This window comes from Sphingomonas sp. BL-S-25 (genome assembly GCF_055521555.1).
Map to the genome: position 1 here is coordinate 1,476,423 of NZ_CM145486.1, position 17,709 is coordinate 1,494,131.

Consider the following 17,709-nt stretch of genomic DNA (forward strand, 5'->3'; position numbering starts at 1 on the left):
GAAGCTCAGTGGCCGCGGCAGGCCATCGCCTCGAGAATTTCCTCGACCCGCGCCGGGTCGCCCGCGGCGATGACCTCGCCGATGCTGCCGGCGTGGAGCGGGTCGCCCGCCCAGTCGCACATATGGCCGCCCGCCCCCTCGACCACCGGCACCAGCGCGGCGAAGTCGTGCAGCTTCAGTCCGGCCTCGACGACGATGTCGAGCCAGCCCGAGGCGACCGCGCCGTAATTATAGCAGTCGCCGCCCAGCACGGTGCTGCGCACGCCGGCGTCGAGATGCTCGAAGGCGTGGAGCTGGTCGTCGGTGAACAGCGCCGGCGAGGTCGTGGCGAGCAGCGCGTCGGTCAGCTCGCGGCAGCGGCGGGTGCTGGCGCGCTTGCCGTTGAACGTCGTGCCGCGGCCGACGACGCCGACCCAGCGCTCCTTCAGGATCGGCTGGTCGATGATGCCCAGCACCGGCCAGCCATCCTCGACGAGCGCGATGAGGGTCCCGAAGATCGGGCGGCCGGCGATGAAGGCGCGGGTGCCGTCGATCGGGTCGAGCACCCATTGCCGGCCGCTGCTACCCTCGCGCACGCCGAATTCCTCGCCATGGATTCCGTCCATCGGCCGCTCGGCGATGATCAGCCGGCGCATCGCCTCCTCCGCCTCGCGGTCGGCGAGGGTCACGGGCGAGGCATCGTCCTTGGTCTCCAGGCCGTAATCGGCGCGGAAGCGGGGACGGATCGCCGCCCCGGCGGCATCGGCAAGGCGCTCGGCGAGCGTGATGTCTGTGTCGGAAACGGCCATGGCCCGGCCCTACCCCGCGACCGGCAGCTTCGCCAGCGCCCAATTTTGACTCGCCAACGTCACAAAGCGCTGCCAATCCGCAAGCCGATGCGCCTCAAGCTGATCCTGCTCACCTTCGGTCTGGCCGGCGCGACGCCCGCGGCCGCGCAGTTGCGCGCGGTGCCGGCACCGGTGGCGGACGAGCGGAGCGCGCTTCGCGGGGTCGAGGTGTTCCTGGTCAACGAAGGCGGCGTGCCGCTGGACGCCGAAGGTCCGCGCGAGATCGAGGTGACCGCGACCGACGGCACCAGGCTGATCCTGCAGCGCATGCCGATGGCGCGCGCGACCGTCGCCCCCGGCGCATTCATCAAGGTGCGCTACGTCCCCGTCGGCATCGCGGGCCAGGCAGTGCCGCCGGCGCTGGCGCACAAGCCCGCCGACATCCCGACGCCGGGCGAGACGACGGTGTCGAGCTCGACCGGATCGTCCTCGGCCTTCCTCGACCGGTTCGAACCGCACGAGCCGATCTATGGCGCGTTCGGGCTGAACGATTCGGGCGCCAAGCTGCAGGTCAGCTTCGCCTTTCGCCCGTTCGACGTCGATGCGCCGCTCAAGCTGGGCAATCTGCGCTTCGCCTATACCCAGACGATGTTCTGGGCGCTGAACGAACCCTCTGGGCCGTTCCGATCGACCATCTACAGCCCCGAAGTCTATGCCGATGTGCCCGCGGGCGAGAACACGGTCATGTCGGTCGGCTATCGCCATGACAGCAACGGGCGCGGACTGCCCGGCTCGGTCGACGTCAACCGCTTCTTCCTGCGCGCGCAGCACAGCTTCGACCTGGACAGCGACTGGAAGCTCGATGTCGCGCCGATGGGCTGGCTCTATGTCGGCAACGAAGGGGCGGCGACCAATTTGCGCCGGACCTGGGGCAACACCTCGCTGACGCTGGCGATCCGCCAGCAGGACGGGCTGAAGGTCGCCGCGACCGCGCGCGGCAGTTTCGAGAGCGGGCGTGGCTCGGGCGAGCTGTTCGCCTCCTATCCGCTGCGTCCGCTGGGTGCCGGCTTCGGCATCTATCTCTTCGGCCAGGCCTTTACCGGCTTTGGCGAAACGCTCGACGATATCGACCGGCGCGACACCCATGCCCGCCTCGGCATCGCGCTGACGCGCTGAGCATCGCGTTAGACTTCGCGGCTGCGCAAGTTTAGAACACCGCCAAACCTCCTGGGAGAGACACGATGCGCCCTTATGCCTTTGCCGCGATTGCCCTGACCCTGTCGCTTCCGGCCGCAGCCGCGCTGGCCCCGGGGGTGAAGGCGCCCGACTTCACTGCGCAGGGCGCGATGGCGGGCAAGCCCTATACGGTGAAGCTGAGCCAGGCGCTGAAGAAGGGCCCGGTCGTGCTCTATTTCTTCCCGGCGGCGTTCACCGGCGGCTGCAATGTCGAGGCGGCCGCCTTTGCCAAGGCGGTGCCCGAGTTCAAGGCGGCGGGCGCCAGCGTGATCGGCATGACCGCGGGTAACGTCGAGCGGCTGGTCGATTTCTCCGCCCAGCATTGCGCCGGCCAGTTCCCGGTCGCCGCGGCGAACGCGCAGGTGATCTCGGGCTATGACGTGATGCTGAAAAAGGCGGACGGCAGCCCGGCCAACATCACCAGCCGCACCAGCTATGTCATCGCGCCCGACGGCAAGATCATCTTTTCGCACACCGATATGAGCCCGGCGGACCATATCCGCCTGACGCTGGACGCGGTGCGCAAGTACAAGGCCAAGCGCCGCGGCTGATCCGCCGCCGGGCATTGCCCGCTACTGGTCGAAATCGGACAAGGCCCGCCCCCGGCACCCGCCGGCGGCGGGCTTTTTCATACCTGGTCGCGCGCGGTCACTGGGCCAACGCGCCCGACGCGCCTCAGATTGGGAAAATTTCCCAACCGCTGGTGGGAAAATTTTCAAAGGTTCCTTGTGCAAAATTCCAATTGTTGGATTTTCAATCACTTAGGGAGTTTGGCACGGCTTCTGCAAAGTAGCTGGCATCGCTGGCGAATGGTTCGCCGGCAACACCAGGGAACACCATCATGACCAAGCTCGACTCGCTGCAGCGCACTTCCGCCCTTCTCGGCTCGCTGATGATCACCGGCCTGCTGCTGATCGCCTCGATCCCGACCCCCGTCCTGCCGATCGCCTGATCCGCACCGACCCACGCTCCACTCGTTTTTCAAAGGACTTGAAGATGTTTCGCCAGCTCGCCTTCGGTGTCGCTTCCTTCGCGATCACTGCCACCCTGTTCGTCGTCACCAGCGCCCACGGTCTCACGCTCGTCGCATGAGCCGTGCCGCTGGGGCGGTGACCGCCGCCCCGGCATCCTGATTGCGGAACCGGCAGGTTCCGCGGCGGTTGACCGGCCAAGCAATTCAGGAGCTTGGCCATGAGCGATACCGTCGAAATGATCCATGAGGACGCGCTGCCGGGAGAGGAGCGCACCCTGGATCCAAAACCCGAATGGGAACCCCGCTATCCCGGCTCAGGCCGACTCGCCGGCAAGGTCGCACTGATCACCGGCGCCGACAGCGGCATCGGCCGCGCCGTCGCCGCGCTGTTCGCGCGCGAGGGCGCCGATATCGGCATACTCTATCTGCTCGAGGATGCCGACGCCGAGGAAACGAAGCGCATCGTCGAGGCCGAAGGCCGCCGCGCCATCACGATCAAGGCTGATGTCGGATCGAAGAAGATGTGCGACCGCGCCGTCGAGCAACTGATGTCCGAATTCGGACGGATCGACATCCTGGTCAACAATGCCGGCGAACAGCATCCCGACAAGGACATCACCGACATCAGCGAGGATCAGCTGCGCCGGACCTTCCAGACCAACATCTTCGGCATGTTCTTCATCACCCAGGCAGCGATGCCGCACCTGAAAAAGGGCGCGGCGATCGTCAACTGCACCTCGATCACCGCCTATCAGGGCGAGAAGGAACTGATCGACTATAGCTCGACCAAGGGCGCGATCACCGCCTTCACCCGTGCCCTGTCGCAGAATGTGATGGACAAGGGGATCCGGGTGAACGCAGTCGCGCCGGGCCCGATCTGGACGCCGCTGAACCCGTGCGGCGGCGCGAGCCCGGAAAAGCTGGAGCGTTTTGGCGAAGACACGCCGATGGGCCGGCCGGGCCAGCCCAACGAGGTCGCGCCCAGCTTCCTGTTCCTTGCATGCGAGGATTCCAGCTACATGTCCGGCCAGGTGCTGCACCCCAATGGCGGGACGGTGGTAAACGGCTGATCGCCCCGCCGACGCTGCCGGTCACACGTCCGGCAGCGTCTGGTCGGCGAGGCCCCAGCCAGACAGGGCGCGCGAATTGGCGCGCTCGATCAGCGTGTCGATGTCGCGGATCGAAAAGGCCTTGGCGGTGTCGATGTCGCGCAACTCGCTCCAGGTGACCGGTGCGGCGACCGGCGCGCCTTCGCGGGCGCGGGCGGTATAGGGCATCACCGCGGTCGCGCCGCGCTGGTTGCGCAGATAGTCGATGAAGATCTTGCCCTTGCGCTGCACCTTTTTGAGGTTGGCGGTAAAGCGATCGGGCTCGGCCTCGCTCAGCGCGCGGGCGAACCGCTCCGCAAAGGAGCGGACCGCGGGCCATTCAGCCTGGGGAACCAACGGCACGACGACATGCACGCCCTTGCCGCCCGACAGCAGTGGCCAGCTGGTCAGGCCAATCTCGGCCAGATGCTGTTTCAGATCCTCGGCCGCCTTCTTGACCACCTCGAAGTCCAGCCCTTCATCGGGGTCGAGATCGAACACCAGCCGGTCGGCCTTCTCGACATCGGCGACCAGGCTGCCCCAGCCATGGAATTCGATCGTTCCCATCTGGACGCAGCTCAGCAGCCCGTTGGTATCGTCGATATAGAGATAGGGTTCGGTCGATCCGTCCTTCTCGCGAATGTCGACATGATGGACATGGTCGCCGAACGATCCGGCATCATGCTTCTGGAAGAAGCACTGCTTGGCGCGTCCCTGGGGACAGCGGACCAGGCTGACCGGACGGTTGGCGAGCCACGGCAGGATGATCGACGACGCCGCGGCATAATAATCCGCGAGCTGCCCCTTGGTGATGTCCTCGCCCGGATAGATGATCCGGTCACGGCTGGTGATCTTGATGTCGTGCTCTGCGGCCTTGGGCGTGGCCAGCGGCTGTTCGATCGATACCTGCTCCGCCGGCTTGTCGCCACGTAGCCCGAGGAAGCTGGCGTGGCGCACGACATTGTCCGAGGTGAATTCGCTGAACGCGATCTCGGCGACCAGCTCGGGCTTGATCCACTGCGCGCCGCGCGCCTCGGCGCGCGGCACCTCGACCGGCGCGGTCTTGCGCGCCAGCCGGTCGAATTTCGCGCGCAGTTCGTGCAGCGTCTCCATCGAGAAGCCGGTGCCGACCTTGCCGGCATAGACCAGCCCGTCGGCCCCGTTCACCGCCAGCAGCAGCGAGCGGAAGCCGCGACCCTTGGCGCTGCTGGGGGTCCAGCCGACGATCACGAATTCCTGGCGATGGGTGCATTTGACCTTCAGCCAGCTCTTGGTCCGGGTGCCGCGATAGGGCGCGTCGGCGCGCTTGGAGACGACGCCCTCATAGCCTTCGCGGCACATCGTCTCGAACAATTGCTCGCCGGCGCCGAGGACATGCTCGGAAAACTGGATGCGCTCGTCGGCACCCGCGACCAGGGCGCGCAGCCGCTCCTTGCGCTGGATCTGCGGCAGCGCGGCCAGGTCCTCGCCGCCCTCGGACAGCAGGTCGAACGCGAAATAGGTCAGACCCTGCCCTCCGCGCGAGATCGCATCCTGCAGCGTCGAGAAGTCGGGCTTGCCATCCTTATAGGCGACGATCTCGCCGTCCAGCAGCGCCGGCCCGGGCAGCGTCGAGGCCGCCTCGGCGATGCCGGGAAACTTGTCGGTCCAGTCGAGGCCCGAGCGGGTATGGACCTTCGCCCCGCCGCTGCCGGTCGCGACCAGCGCGCGATAGCCGTCATATTTGACCTCGTGGAGCCATTGATTGCCGGTCGGGACGCTGTCGACCAGCGTGGCCAGCTGCGGCTCGCGGAAGTCGGGGCGCTTGCCGCCGCCCTGGGCCGCGCGTCTGGCCGGCTTGGTGGGCCTGGCCGCGGCGGGCGAAGCCTTTGAGGCCTTCGACGATTTGCGCGACGGCTTCGCGCCCTCGGCAATCTCCTGCATCGTCCGGCCGGTGGTGACGCTGGTCAGGCCGGTCTCGACCAGGAAATCGGTCGCCCCCGCCTCGGCATCGTCGATCTTGCGCAGCAGCCAGTTCTCGCCGCGTTCCTTGCCGCGCGGCTTCAGCCGGATCAGCAGCCACTCGCCCTTCATCCGCTCACCCTGGAGCGTGAAATGGAGATGGCCTTGCTCCAGATCCTTTTCGGACTTGCCGGCGATCGGCGCCCAGCTGCCCTGATCCCACAGCATTACCGTGCCGCCGCCATATTCGCCCTTGGGAATCGTGCCCTCGAAATCGGCATAGGACAAAGGATGATCCTCGGTCCGCACCGCCAGCCGCTTTTCGCCCGGATCGATGCTGGGGCCGCGCGTCACCGCCCAGCTTTTGAGCACGCCGTCCATTTCAAGGCGGAAGTCCCAGTGAAGCCGGCTGGCATCATGCTTCTGGACGATGAAGCGGTGCGTTTTCCCCTTCGCCACCGTTCCGGCCGGCTCCGCGGTCTTCGCGAAGTCGCGCTTGGCGTTGTAGATCGCGAGCGGATCGGACTTGCGGGGCATCAGGCGCGCTTGCGCGCCGGAGCCTTGGCCGGTGCCTTCTTCGCGGGTGCCTTCTTCGCTGCAGCGCTCGACTTGGCGCCGGGTTTCTCGAGCGACTTCTTGAGCGCCGCCATCAGGTCGACGACGTTCGAGCCGCGGCTCGTCTTGTCATCATCCTTATCCTCGATGATCTTGCGACCCTTCGCCTTGCGCTTGCGGTCGATCAGCCCCTTCAGCGCATCGACATAGCGATCGTGGAATTCCTGCGGATCGAATTTCGCCGCCTTCTTCTCGATGAGCGATTCGGCCAGGCCGAGCAGCTCGGGATCGGGTTCCTGGTCGGGAATGTCGCGGAAATAGCCCTGCGCCTTGTTGACCTCGTCGGCATAACGCAGCGTCTCGAGCACCATGCCGCGGCCGCACGCCTTGAGGCTGACGACATATTCGCGGCCGCGCATCGCCAGTTGGCCGAGCCCGACCTTGCGGGTGCGCTTCAGCGCCTCGCGCAGGACGATGAACGCTTCCTCGGCGAGGTCGTCGGCGGGCACGACGAAATAGGGCTTCTCATAATAGAGCACGTCGATCTCGTCGGCATCGACGAACTGGGTGAGCTCGAGCGTCTTCTTCGATTCGAGCTTCACCGCATCGATCTCGTCCTGTTCGAGCAGGACATATTCGCCCTTCTCGATCTCGAACCCCTTCATGATCTCGTCGGCATCGACCGGGCCGACGCCGGGAGCGACCTTCTCATATTTGATCCGCTGGCCGCTCGGCTCGTGGATCTGGTGGAACGAGATCTGCGCGCCCGACTTGGTCGCGGTGTAGATCTCGACCGGGATCGAGACGAGGGCCAGCCGGATCTGACCCTGCCAGTAGGCGCGTGCTGCCATGATGACCCTCCTTCGTTGCGAGGCCGATTCAAAGCACAAGCCGGGGAGTCGTTCCTCGACAGCCAAAGGGCGGCATCGTACAGGGCTGGCCATGGCCACCGACCCCTTCGATCTGTTCGACACCTGGTATGGCGAAGCGCGCGCGAGCGAGCTCAACGACTCGAATGCGATGGCGCTGGCGACGGTCGGCACGGACGGCCAGCCTTCGGTGCGGATGGTGCTGCTGAAGGGCCATGGCCGCGACGGCTTCGTGTTCTACACCAACCGCGAGAGCCGCAAGGCGAGCGAACTGGGCGAGGGCAGCAAGGCGGCCCTGCTGTTCCACTGGAAGTCGCTGCGGCGCCAGATCCGGATCGAGGGCGCGGTGACGCGGGTGAGTGACGCCGAGAGCGACGCCTATTTCGCCAGCCGCAGCCGCGATTCGCAGCTGGGCGCCTGGGCATCGGACCAGTCGCGCCCGCTGGACATGCGCGACACGTTCGAAGCGCGCTTCGAGGAGGTCCGCGCCCGGTTCGAGGGGCAGGACGTGCCGCGTCCGCCGCATTGGGGCGGGTATCGCGTGACGCCGGCGCGGATCGAGTTCTGGCAGGATCGCGCCCACCGGCTGCATGAGCGCCGGCTGTTCGTGCCGCAGGGCGACGACTGGGCCGAGGGGCTGCTCTACCCGTGACCAACCTGGCGCGGCGGGCCGCGATCGCGAGCGTGACCGTCGCGCTGCTGCTCGGCCTGCTCAAGGCCTGGGCGGCGTGGCGGACCGGATCGGTCGCGATGCTGGCCAGCCTGGCCGACAGCGCGCTCGACTTGGTCGCATCGCTGGTGACGCTGGGCGGCGTCCACTGGGCATCGCAACCGGCGGATGCCGAGCACCGCTTCGGTCACGGCAAGGCCGAGGCGCTGGCGGCGCTGTTCCAGGTCGTGGTGATCGCGGTGTCTGCCTTTGCCATCCTGGTGCGCGCCGTCCCTCGGCTGCTGAACCCGACCCCGACGCTGGCGCCGGAGACGGGCATCGGCGTCTCGCTGGTCGCGATGGGGGTGACGCTGGCGCTGATCACCTATCAGAAATCGGTGGTGCAGCGGACCGGATCGATCGCGATCGGCACCGACCGGATTCATTACAGCTCGGACCTGCTGCTGAACGCCGCAGTGATCGCGGCGCTGCTGATCGACACGCTGGGCGTGACCGGCGCCGATGCGGTGTTCGGGATCGGCATCGCCTTCTGGCTGTTGTTCGGCGCATGGCGCGCCTCCGAATCGGCAATCGACCAGCTGATGGACCGCGAATGGCCCGACGAGAAACGGCGCCGCGTGGTCGAGATCGCCGCGGCGCATCCCCGGTTGAAGGGGCTGCACGACCTGCGCACGCGGACCAGCGGATCGCACGACTTTGCGCAATTCCATGTCTGGCTGGCGCCAACGATGACGGTTGCCGAGGCGCATGACATCGTCGAGACGCTGGAGCAGCGGCTGGCCGCCGAGTTTCCGGGCAGCGAATTCCTGATCCATGTCGATCCCGAAGGCCAGGTCGACGCGCCCGGCAATCCGCTGGCGGAAACCGACGAAACCGAATTGCTCAACAAGGAGCTCGATGCATGAAGCTGCCCTTCGCTCAGGTCGACGCCTTTGCCGATCGTCCCTTCACCGGCAATCCGGCCGCGGTGATCATGCTCGATGTCTGGTATGCCGACGAGATCCTGCAGGCGATCGCCGAGGAGAATAACCTGGCCGAGACCGCATTCCTGATCGGCGATGCCAGCCGGGCGGCCGATTATCATCTGCGCTGGTTCACCCCGACGACCGAGGTCGCGCTGTGCGGGCATGCGACGCTGGCCACCGCGCACATGATCCTGAGCCATGAGCCGAACCTGGAGCGGGTGACCTTCCGCACCGAGAAGTCGGGCATCCTCGAAGTGAGCCGCGAGGGGGCGGGCTATGCGATGGCGCTGCCGACCCACCGCGCCGAGCCGAAGCCGCTGCCCGAGATCCTGGCGGCGCTGGGGCTGGAGAGCGCCGTGGCGACGCTGTGGCATGACAAGGACTATGCGCTGATCGTGGTCGAGGATGCCGAGACGGTGGCCGCGCTGGCGCCCGATTTCCGCGCGCTGGGTGCATTGGGCGACGTGCTGACCATCGTGACTGCACCGGGCACGACGACCGATGTCGTCAGCCGTGTCTTCGCCCCAGGCGCGGGCATCTACGAGGATCCGGTAACCGGGTCGGCACACACGGTGCTGGCGCCCTATTGGGCCGAGCGGCTGGGACGCGACCGTTTCACCGCCTATCAGGCGTCGCGGCGCGGCGGCCTGGTCGATTGCGAGCTGAGCGGCGAGCGCACCATCCTGCGCGGCACTTGCGTGACGGTGATCGAGGGGATCTTCGCCTTCGATTGCTGATTCGGGTCAGGCGATGGCGCGTTCGGCGCGCTCGGTCTCGGCGATCCAGCCGCCACCGAGCACCCGGTCGCCGGCATAGAGCACCGCCGCCTGGCCGGGCGCCACGCCATATTCGGGCGACAGGAAGGTCACCCGCTCGCCGTCGAAGCGCGCGGGCACCGGCTTGGCCAGCGATCGGACCTTGACCGTCATCTCGCCGCGATGGTCGTCGCCGATCCAGTTGACGTTCTCGATCCTGGCGGCGCGGACCGCCAGCGCACGCTTGGGACCCACCACCACGTCGCGCGTCGCCGGGTCGAGCCGCAGCACATAGAGCGGCTCGGGCGACCCGCCGATCTCCAGCCCGCGGCGCTGGCCGACGGTGAAGTGGATCAGCCCCTTGTGCTCGCCGAGCTTGCGCCCGCTCTCGTCGACGATCGCGCCGCCGGTCTCGGCCTCGGGCCGCAGCTTCTTGACCAGGCCGGCATAATTGCCGTCGGGCACGAAGCAGATGTCCTGGCTGTCGGGCTTGCCGGCCACGCCCAGCCCCAGTTCGGCGGCGAGCGCACGCACCTCTGGCTTGGGCAGGCCGCCCAGCGGGAAGCGCAGGAAATCGAGCTGCGCGCTGGTAGTGGCGAACAGGAAATAGCTCTGGTCGCGCGCCGGATCGACCGCGCGGTGTAGTTCGGCGCCCTGGTCACCCATCACCCGGCGGACATAATGGCCGGTCGCCAGGCAGTCCGCACCCAGGTCGCGCGCCAGTGCGAACAGGTCGGTGAACTTGGGCCCCATATTGCACTTCACGCACGGGATCGGCGTGCGACCGGCGAGATATTCATCGGCGAAATCGTCGATCACCTGGCTGCGAAAGCTGCTTTCGTGATCGAACACATAATGGGCGATGCCCAGCCGATCGCAGACCGCGCGCGCATCGCGGATATCGCGCCCGGCGCAGCACGACCCCGCGCGGCCGACCGCCTCGCCATGATCATAGAGCTGGAGCGTGATACCGATCGTCTCGGCACCCGTCCGCGCGGCCAGCGCGGCGACGACCGACGAATCGACACCGCCCGACATCGCCACGACGATGCGACGCGCCGCAAGCGGCTCGGACAGCTGAAAGTCCCCGATGGTCATTGCGCGCCACATAGGCGCGCGATGGCCTCGGCGCCAGTGCGGGCGGTGCCGGAGGCTGTCGCGCGCCTTTACCCCGCCTTCACCCATCGACCTTACGACAGGTCGTTCGACAGGCAATCGACGGATGGAAACGCGTGGATCTCAGCTTCGCCAGACTGGACCGGGACTGCACGGCGGTCGTGCTGCCGACCGAACTGGCCGTGCTGATGGTCGGGATCGCCGCGCGCCAGGCGGCCTCGCCCACCGCACGCGCCCAGGCTCGCCTGGACCTTGTAACACCGGGCGAGGCGCTGCTCGCCCCGCTCCACGCCTCGTTCCATCAGGGCGCCGCGCTCGCGTTCGCGGATGGCCGGACGCGTGAAGGGGATGTTTACCCTGCCGATTTATCGGCTGTTCAAGCCGCTGACCCTAAACGGGAGTCAGATGTCGAGCAGAGCGGGGAACCGGCCCCGATCGAGGGTGTAGATGATTGAGAACCAGAAGATTCGTCCCGCCAAGGTCATCGGCCCGCTCGGCGAGCCGCTGACCCTCGAGACGCTGCCGCCGCCAGAGACCACGCGCTGGGTCGTGCGGCGCAAGGCGGAGGTCGTCGCGGCGGTCAATGGCGGCCTTCTGAGCGTTGACGAAGTGTGCGCGCGCTATGGCCTGACCGTCGAGGAATTCGCCGGATGGCAGCGCGCGATCGACCGGTCCGGCATGCCCGGCCTGCGGGTCACCCGGATCCAGCACTACCGGTCGCTGTACGAACGCCAGCAGAAGTACTGAGCGTCCCGCTCCCATCGCGATCGACGACCCGCCGCCCGCACCCCGGACGGCGGGTCGTCTTCATTTGGTTCCCTCGTTGACCGGCGCGAGCGAAATAACGCTTTTGGAACAAGTGCCTCGTTCAAGGCTTTTTTATACCGAACGGCCCGAACGCCGGGCCTAATCGGAGAAACAAGATGGGACTGATTCTTTGGCTCATCGTGGGCGGCATCGTCGGCTGGCTCGCGAGCCTGGTGATGCGCACCGACGCCCAGCAGGGCATCTTCCTGAACATCGTCGTCGGCATCGTCGGCGCGTTCATCGGCGGCCTGCTGTTCGGTGGTTCGATCAACAGCGGCACGATCACCGTGACGACCTTCCTGGTCTCGCTGGTCGGCGCGATCGTCCTGCTCGCCATCGTCAACCTGGTCCGTCGCGGCGCCGTGCGCTAAGCGCCGGCCGACCAGGACCAATGCAAAAAGGGGCCGCCGGGTGACCGGCGACCCCTTTTTCACATCCGAAGCCCGTCGGTTCGGTCCGTCCCGATCATTTCAACAGGAAACGGATCGTCACCGAAACCTGGAGCTCCTGCTCACCCGGATTGATCGCCAGCCCGGCCGACTGGACCATCATGCGATCGGCGCGCATCGGGAAGACCGGGCTCGGGGCAACGCCATCCGAGATCGACAGGATGCGATCGACGCGCAGGCCCGCCGCCTTGGCATAGAGTTCGGCGCGCGCCCGCGCCTTCGTCACCGCATCGATCCGCGCCTCGTCCAGCGCCTGGCCCGGCTCGCTGATGCTCAGATTGGGGCCGGAGATGGTGTTGGCGCCCTGCTGAACCAGCAGATCGAGGATCGCGCCCGATTTCGCGATGTCGCGGAAGCGGACGCTGACCGAGTTGGACGCCATGTAAGCGAAAATCTGCTGCGGCTGTCCGTTCGTCTGGTCGCGATATTGCGGCTGGAGCGAGATGGTCGAGGTCTGGATGTCGCGCTCGGCAATGCCGGCACGCTTCAGCGCGGCGATAACCTGCGTCATCTTCGCATTGTTCTGCGCCAGCGCCTCCGCCGCGGTCGCGGCCTGGGTCGTGACGCCCGCCTCGATCGTCGCCAGATCGGGCACGCGGGTCGACCGCCCCTCGGCGCTCACCTCGAGCAAGGTGCCTTCCTGCAGCACCGCCGAGGGCCGCACCACGTCCTGCGCCATGGCAGGCAGTGCGACGGTGGCCGCGGCAAGTGCCGCCATGCTGAGGGTAATCGCGCGCATTCACTGGTCTCCTGTTGAATTCCTGATCGTGCCTGTGGCGCAGGGACGACTAACCGGGACTGAACGACGCTGTGGGCGGCCGTTCAGCTTCGCTCAGCGAGCGCCAGCACTCAGCCCCGATTTTCGCGAGCGGTGTCGATGCTTCGCGAACGCTTTGCGATCTCTTGCGACGACGCGGCCGTTTCGGTGCGATTACGCCCTGCCTCACCTTGCGGAACCTAAGGGAAAAAGGCATTCGGCACACGGGCGGGGAAACGGCCACTTGTGGCCGGTGCCTTATTCATATAATACAGCTTATCCCGGGGACGCCGGCGATCGCCGGAAGCAGGGTGGTGCTCATGAATTACGAGGCAGGGATGTTGGGCAAGAGCGACCGGCTGGAATATGCGGGCGAGGCGCCTGCGCGCCGGCGGTGGATCTGGATCGTCGGGGCGATCGCGATCGTCGTCATCATCGCGATCGCGGCCTATGCAATGCGCGGCGGATCGCAGGACGGCAAGGCGACTGCGCGCAAGGCTGGCGCGGCGCAGGGCGGCGACGCGACGCTGCCGACCGTGACCTATACGGTTCCCGGACGCTCGACCATCCAGACGGTCATCACCGGCACCGGCAGCCTGGCCGCGCGCCGCGACATGCCGATCGGCGTCGCGGGCGAGGGCGGCCTGGTCACGCGCGTGCTGGTCGAGCCCGGCCAGTGGGTGCGGGCGGGCCAGGTGCTGGCCACCGTCGATCGCTCGGTCCAGGTCAATACCGCCGAATCGCTGGCGGCGCAGATCCGCGTTGCCCGCGCCGACGCCGCGCTGGCCCAGGCCGAACTCGAGCGCGCCCAGCAGCTGGTCGGCCGCGGCTTCATCTCGAAGGCGGACGTCGATCGCCGCACCGCGACGCGCGACGCCGCCAATGCGCGCGTCCGCGTCGCCGAGGCATCGCTGAACGAGACCCGCGCGCGCAACGCACGGCTCGACATTCGCGCGCCTGCCGCCGGGCTGGTGCTGACGCGCACGGTCGAGCCCGGCCAGATCGTCAGCGGGGGTTCGGGCGTGCTGTTCCGCATGGCCCAAGACGGCCAGATGGAGATGCGCGTCCAGCTGGCCGAAGGCGATGTCCAGCGGGTTCGTGTCGGATCGGTCGCCGAGGTGACGCCGGTCGGCACGACCGACGTGTTCAAGGGCGAGGTGTGGCAGGTGTCGCCGATCATCGATCCGCAGAACCGCCAGGGAATCGTGCGCGTCGCGCTGACCTATAACGAGGCGCTGCGTCCGGGCGGCTTCGCCTCGGCCAGGATCATCGCCGGCGGTCAGGTTGCGCCGATGCTGCCCCAGTCCGCGATTCAGAGCGACCCCAAGGGCAATTTCGTCTACATCCTCGACAAGGAGAACCGCGCCAAGGTGAAATATGTCACCACCGGCGACGTGACCGACCAGGGCGTGGTGATCACCGGCGGCCTGAACGGGACCGAACGGGTCGTGCTGACCGCGGGCGGGTTCCTGAACCCCGACCAGAAGGTCAAGCCCGTCGCGCAGCAGAAGACGAAGTAAGGCGACTCCGCAGCAAGGATTGCGATCATGAGCTTCCGCAACATCTCGGCCTGGTCGATCCGCAATCCGGTGCCGCCCATCGTCCTGTTCCTGGCGCTGACCATCGCCGGCGTTATCAGCTTCATGCGGATGGACGTGAACAACGATCCGGACATCGACTTCCCGATCGTCTGGGTGTCGATCTCGCAGCCGGGCGCCGCGCCCAGCGAGCTGGAGACCCAGATCACGCAGAAAGTCGAGGCGGCGGTCCGCAGCCTTCAGGGCATCGACGAGATCACGTCGAACGTCCAGGAGGGCAACAGCTCGACCGTCGTGCAGCTGGCGATCGGCCAGCCGATCGACCGCGCGGTCGAGGATGTGCGCAGCGCGATCCAGCAGATTCGCGGCAATCTGCCTGACGGCATCCTCGAACCGCAGATCGGTCGTGTCGATACCGCCAGCGACAACGACATTGCCAGCTTCACCGCGGTCGCAACCGACATGACGGTGGAGCAGCTGAGCTGGTACATCGACAATACCGTGTCGAAGGAACTGCTGTCGGTTTCCGGCATGTCGGCGGTGAACCGCAATGGCGGCGTCAGCCGCGAGATCCGCGTCATCCTCGATCCCGCCAAGCTGCAGGCCTATGGCCTGACCGCCACCGCGGTGAACAACCAGCTGCGCCAGGTGAATCTCGACGCGCCGGGCGGCCGTGCCGAGATTTCCGGCTATGAACAGTCGGTGCGCGTGCTGGGCAACGCGACCAACGCCTATACGCTGGGCCAGACGCAGATCTCGCTGGGCGGCGACCGCACCGTGCGGCTGGCCGACATCGCGCAGGTCAAGGACCTGTACGCCGAACAGCGCAGCCTGGCGAAATATAATGGCCAGCAGGTGATCGCGTTCGATATCCAGCGCGCCAAGGGCGCGTCGGACGTCAGCGTGTTCCACGCCGCACAGGCCAAGCTGAACGAGCTGCAGGAGCGCAACCCCAAGGTCCGGTTCGAGCTGCTGTTCAACAACTCGAAATATGCCGAGCAGCAATATCATTCGGCGATGGAGGCGATGATCGAGGGCGCCGTCCTGGCCGTCATCGTCGTGTTCCTTTTCCTGCGCGACTGGCGCGCGACCTTCATCTCGGCGCTGGCGATTCCGCTGTCGGCGATTCCCGCCTTCTTCTTCATGGACCTGCTCGGCTTCACGCTGAACCAGATGACGCTGCTGGCGCTCAGCCTGGTGGCGGGCGTGCTGGTCGACGACGCGATCGTGGAGATCGAGAATATCGTCAGGCACATGCGAATGGGCAAATCCGCCTATCAGGCATCGATCGACGCGGCGGACGAGATCGGCGTCGCGGTGCTGGCCACGACCATGTCCATCGTCGCGGTGTTCCTGCCGGTCGGCCTCATGCCGGGCATCTCGGGCCAGTTCTTCAAGAATTTCGGCCTGACCGTGGTCGCCTCGGTGCTGATGTCGCTGGCCGTCGCCCGCCTGATCACGCCGATGATCGCCGCCTATTTCCTCAAGGCGCATGGCCATGCCTCGCACGGCGAGGGACGGGTGATGAACGTCTATATGAAGGTGCTGCGCTGGACGCTGCGCCATCGCTGGTCGGCGGTGCTGGCCGGGTTCGTGTCGTTCGGCCTGACCATCTTCCTGTTCATGTCGCTGCCGATGACCTTCCAGCCGACGCAGGACCAGGAAAGCGTCACCGCGACGATCGACATGGTCCCGGGCACGACGCTGGAACAGACGCAGCGCGTCGTCGCACAGGTCGCCGCGCGGCTTCAGCGCGAGCCCGACGTCGCCAATGTCTATTCGCGCAGCTTCGTCGGCAATGGCCGGGTGGTCGCCATCTTCAAGGAAAAGAAGAAGGAAACGAGCGACCAGTTCGAGCGGCGGATCTCGCCCGAGCTGCTTGCGATTCCTGATGCGCGAGTCGGCTTCCGGTCGCAATTCGGCTGGGGCGGCAGCGGTCGTGCGCTGAACGTCACGCTGGGCGGTGAGGATCCCGAACTGCTTAACCAGACCGCGCTGACGCTGATGGAGCAGATGTCCGGGCTGAAGTCGGTGATCGCGCCGCGCATCTCGGGCGACCTCAAGCGTCCCGAAATCGTGATCCGGCCGCGGCTCGACCTGGCCGCGAACCTGGGCGTCACCACCGCCGCGCTGTCGAACGCGATCCGCATCGCGACACTGGGCGATATCGACCAGAACAGCGCCCGTTTCTCGCTGAGCGACCGTCAGATCCCGATCCGGGTGGCGCTGGACGAGAGCGCACGCGAGCGGCTGTCGACCATCCAGAACCTGCCGGTGCAGACCGCGACCGGCGGATCGGTGCCGCTGCGCGTCGTCGCCGACATCAGCTTCGGCGCGGGTCCGACCCGAATCGACCGGCTGAATCTCCAGCGCCGCATCGTCGTGGGTGCCGACGTCGCCGTCGATCCTGCCACGGGCAAGCCGTTCGTGTCGGGTGACGTCATGAAGCAGATCGACAATCTGCCGATCATGAAGAACCTGCCGCAGGGCGTGAACAAGCTGACCGTCGGCTCCGACAAGTGGCAGGCGGAGATGCTCAACAACTTCTTCATCGCGCTGGGCGCGGGCATCTTCCTGGTCTTCGCCGTGCTGGTGCTGCTGTACCGCCGCTTCATGTCGCCGCTGGTGAACATGGGCTCGCTGCTGCTGGCGCCGCTGGGCGGGCTTCTGGCGCTGTGGGCGACGGGCAATCCGCTGTCGCTTCCGGTGTTCATCGGCATCCTGATGCTGTTCGGCATCGTCGCGAAGAATTCGATCCTGCTGATCGACTTCGCGCTGGAGGAGATGGACAAGGGCGTCGACAAGTTCACGGCGCTGATGGACGCAGGCCATAAGCGCGCCCAGCCGATCGTGATGACCACGGTCGCGATGGTTGCGGGCATGGTGCCCACCGCGCTGTCGCTGTCGGGCGACAGCTCGTGGCGCGCGCCGATGGGCATCGTCGTGATCGGCGGCCTGATCCTGTCGACCCTGCTCACCCTGCTGATCGTTCCCGGCTGCTTCAGCCTGGCGGTCGGTCTGGAGCAATGGCTGGGGCCGAAGCTGCGCCGCACGCTGCTCACCTATTCGCCCGGCGACGAACATGGCCCGGTGATCGAGCATCACGGCGGCGGCAAGATCGACTACAAGCCCGAGACGCCGCCGCACGCGGCGGAGTGAACTTCCCGGGCGTTCGGGTATTGGGATGCGGGTGAACCTGTTCGCACGCATCCCACGCCGGGAT

General features: G+C 66.8%; 16 protein-coding genes. 11 read left to right on the forward strand and 5 right to left on the reverse strand.

Going from position 1 to position 17,709, the window contains the following annotated elements; all coding sequences use genetic code 11:
• Nucleotides 1-5 precede the first annotated feature (5 nt).
• Nucleotides 6-788 carry a histidinol-phosphatase gene (gene hisN / locus ACZ1H8_RS07220; RefSeq protein ID WP_465180662.1) on the reverse strand — a complete coding sequence of 261 codons (783 nt, stop codon included), beginning with the start codon at nt 786-788 and terminating at the stop codon, nt 6-8.
• Nucleotides 789-875: 87 nt separating this feature from the next.
• Between hisN and ACZ1H8_RS07225 the strand changes: the two genes are divergently transcribed.
• The 3 genes from ACZ1H8_RS07225 to ACZ1H8_RS07235 all read left to right on the forward strand — a co-directional run bounded on the left by ACZ1H8_RS07225 (nt 876) and on the right by ACZ1H8_RS07235 (nt 4,046).
• Nucleotides 876-1,943 carry a phospholipase A gene (locus tag ACZ1H8_RS07225; protein ID WP_465180663.1) on the forward strand — a complete coding sequence of 356 codons (1,068 nt, stop codon included), beginning with the start codon at nt 876-878 and terminating at the stop codon, nt 1,941-1,943.
• 65 nt (nt 1,944-2,008) lie between these two features.
• Nucleotides 2,009-2,554 (forward strand): peroxiredoxin, encoded by a 546-nt coding sequence (locus ACZ1H8_RS07230; protein ID WP_110152508.1) that lies wholly within the window; start codon nt 2,009-2,011, stop codon nt 2,552-2,554.
• Between the two features lie 640 nt (nt 2,555-3,194).
• Nucleotides 3,195-4,046, forward strand: coding sequence for an SDR family oxidoreductase (locus ACZ1H8_RS07235; protein ID WP_465180664.1), 852 nt, complete (start codon nt 3,195-3,197; stop codon nt 4,044-4,046).
• 21 nt (nt 4,047-4,067) lie between these two features.
• Here ACZ1H8_RS07235 and ligD read toward each other — a convergent pair whose 3' ends face one another.
• Both ligD and ku read right to left on the reverse strand, forming a co-directional pair.
• On the reverse strand, nt 4,068-6,542 hold the full coding sequence (ligD, locus tag ACZ1H8_RS07240) for a DNA ligase D (RefSeq protein ID WP_465180665.1): 2,475 nt from the start codon (nt 6,540-6,542) through the stop codon (nt 4,068-4,070).
• Complete coding sequence (gene ku, locus ACZ1H8_RS07245; protein WP_465180666.1) at nt 6,542-7,411, reverse strand: non-homologous end joining protein Ku; 870 nt, start codon at nt 7,409-7,411, stop codon at nt 6,542-6,544. Before ku ends, ligD begins: the two co-directional genes overlap by 1 nt.
• A 91-nt stretch (nt 7,412-7,502) precedes the next feature.
• Between ku and pdxH the strand changes: the two genes are divergently transcribed.
• From pdxH to ACZ1H8_RS07260, 3 genes are read left to right on the forward strand one after another with little or no spacing between them, the layout of a single operon-like run.
• On the forward strand, nt 7,503-8,081 hold the full coding sequence (gene pdxH, locus ACZ1H8_RS07250) for a pyridoxamine 5'-phosphate oxidase (RefSeq protein WP_465180667.1): 579 nt from the start codon (nt 7,503-7,505) through the stop codon (nt 8,079-8,081).
• Nucleotides 8,078-9,004: a cation diffusion facilitator family transporter gene (locus tag ACZ1H8_RS07255; RefSeq protein ID WP_465180668.1), complete on the forward strand. Its 927-nt coding sequence runs from the start codon at nt 8,078-8,080 to the stop codon at nt 9,002-9,004. The genes pdxH and ACZ1H8_RS07255 overlap by 4 nt, the downstream gene beginning before the upstream one ends.
• The gene (locus ACZ1H8_RS07260; protein ID WP_465180669.1) at nt 9,001-9,801 is read left to right on the forward strand and encodes a PhzF family phenazine biosynthesis protein; all 801 of its coding nucleotides are present in this window, start codon (nt 9,001-9,003) and stop codon (nt 9,799-9,801) included. The genes ACZ1H8_RS07255 and ACZ1H8_RS07260 overlap by 4 nt, the downstream gene beginning before the upstream one ends.
• Before the next feature lie 6 nt (nt 9,802-9,807).
• On the opposite strand, the gene mnmA is transcribed toward ACZ1H8_RS07260, so the two are convergent.
• Nucleotides 9,808-10,917 (reverse strand): tRNA 2-thiouridine(34) synthase MnmA, encoded by a 1,110-nt coding sequence (gene mnmA / locus ACZ1H8_RS07265; protein ID WP_465180670.1) that lies wholly within the window; start codon nt 10,915-10,917, stop codon nt 9,808-9,810.
• A gap of 134 nt (nt 10,918-11,051) precedes the next feature.
• On the opposite strand from mnmA, the gene ACZ1H8_RS07270 reads away from it, so the two are divergent.
• The 3 genes from ACZ1H8_RS07270 (at nt 11,052) to ACZ1H8_RS07280 (ending at nt 12,113) form a co-directional block, all read left to right on the forward strand.
• Nucleotides 11,052-11,390, forward strand: coding sequence for a hypothetical protein (locus ACZ1H8_RS07270; RefSeq protein ID WP_110152500.1), 339 nt, complete (start codon nt 11,052-11,054; stop codon nt 11,388-11,390).
• On the forward strand, nt 11,383-11,682 hold the full coding sequence (sciP, locus tag ACZ1H8_RS07275) for a CtrA inhibitor SciP (RefSeq protein WP_110152499.1): 300 nt from the start codon (nt 11,383-11,385) through the stop codon (nt 11,680-11,682). Before ACZ1H8_RS07270 ends, sciP begins: the two co-directional genes overlap by 8 nt.
• A gap of 176 nt (nt 11,683-11,858) precedes the next feature.
• On the forward strand, nt 11,859-12,113 hold the full coding sequence (locus tag ACZ1H8_RS07280) for a GlsB/YeaQ/YmgE family stress response membrane protein (RefSeq protein WP_110152498.1): 255 nt from the start codon (nt 11,859-11,861) through the stop codon (nt 12,111-12,113).
• Nucleotides 12,114-12,207: 94 nt separating this feature from the next.
• On the opposite strand, the gene ACZ1H8_RS07285 is transcribed toward ACZ1H8_RS07280, so the two are convergent.
• Nucleotides 12,208-12,930, reverse strand: a complete 723-nt coding sequence (locus ACZ1H8_RS07285) for an SIMPL domain-containing protein (protein WP_465180671.1) — start codon at nt 12,928-12,930, stop codon at nt 12,208-12,210.
• 338 nt (nt 12,931-13,268) lie between these two features.
• Here ACZ1H8_RS07285 and ACZ1H8_RS07290 point away from each other — a divergent pair, with 338 nt between their 5' ends.
• Both ACZ1H8_RS07290 and ACZ1H8_RS07295 read left to right on the forward strand, forming a co-directional pair.
• On the forward strand, nt 13,269-14,468 hold the full coding sequence (locus ACZ1H8_RS07290; RefSeq protein ID WP_465180672.1) for an efflux RND transporter periplasmic adaptor subunit: 1,200 nt from the start codon (nt 13,269-13,271) through the stop codon (nt 14,466-14,468).
• A 27-nt stretch (nt 14,469-14,495) separates the two neighbouring features.
• Nucleotides 14,496-17,645, forward strand: a complete 3,150-nt coding sequence (locus tag ACZ1H8_RS07295; RefSeq protein WP_465180673.1) for an efflux RND transporter permease subunit — start codon at nt 14,496-14,498, stop codon at nt 17,643-17,645.
• Nucleotides 17,646-17,709: the final 64 nt, after the last annotated feature.

Bases quoted from the DNA above. Each gene is read 5' to 3' on its own strand.
- hisN (WP_465180662.1), bottom strand. From the start codon at position 788: ATGGCCGTTTCCGACACAGACATCACGCTCGCCGAGCGCCTTGCCGAT.
- ACZ1H8_RS07225 (WP_465180663.1), top strand. From the start codon at position 876: ATGCGCCTCAAGCTGATCCTGCTCACCTTCGGTCTGGCCGGCGCGACG.
- ACZ1H8_RS07230 (WP_110152508.1), top strand. From the start codon at position 2,009: ATGCGCCCTTATGCCTTTGCCGCGATTGCCCTGACCCTGTCGCTTCCG.
- ACZ1H8_RS07235 (WP_465180664.1), top strand. From the start codon at position 3,195: ATGAGCGATACCGTCGAAATGATCCATGAGGACGCGCTGCCGGGAGAG.
- ligD (WP_465180665.1), bottom strand. From the start codon at position 6,542: ATGCCCCGCAAGTCCGATCCGCTCGCGATCTACAACGCCAAGCGCGAC.
- ku (WP_465180666.1), bottom strand. From the start codon at position 7,411: ATGGCAGCACGCGCCTACTGGCAGGGTCAGATCCGGCTGGCCCTCGTC.
- pdxH (WP_465180667.1), top strand. From the start codon at position 7,503: ATGGCCACCGACCCCTTCGATCTGTTCGACACCTGGTATGGCGAAGCG.
- ACZ1H8_RS07260 (WP_465180669.1), top strand. From the start codon at position 9,001: ATGAAGCTGCCCTTCGCTCAGGTCGACGCCTTTGCCGATCGTCCCTTC.
- mnmA (WP_465180670.1), bottom strand. From the start codon at position 10,917: ATGACCATCGGGGACTTTCAGCTGTCCGAGCCGCTTGCGGCGCGTCGC.
- sciP (WP_110152499.1), top strand. From the start codon at position 11,383: ATGATTGAGAACCAGAAGATTCGTCCCGCCAAGGTCATCGGCCCGCTC.
- ACZ1H8_RS07280 (WP_110152498.1), top strand. From the start codon at position 11,859: ATGGGACTGATTCTTTGGCTCATCGTGGGCGGCATCGTCGGCTGGCTC.
- ACZ1H8_RS07285 (WP_465180671.1), bottom strand. From the start codon at position 12,930: ATGCGCGCGATTACCCTCAGCATGGCGGCACTTGCCGCGGCCACCGTC.
- ACZ1H8_RS07290 (WP_465180672.1), top strand. From the start codon at position 13,269: ATGAATTACGAGGCAGGGATGTTGGGCAAGAGCGACCGGCTGGAATAT.
- ACZ1H8_RS07295 (WP_465180673.1), top strand. From the start codon at position 14,496: ATGAGCTTCCGCAACATCTCGGCCTGGTCGATCCGCAATCCGGTGCCG.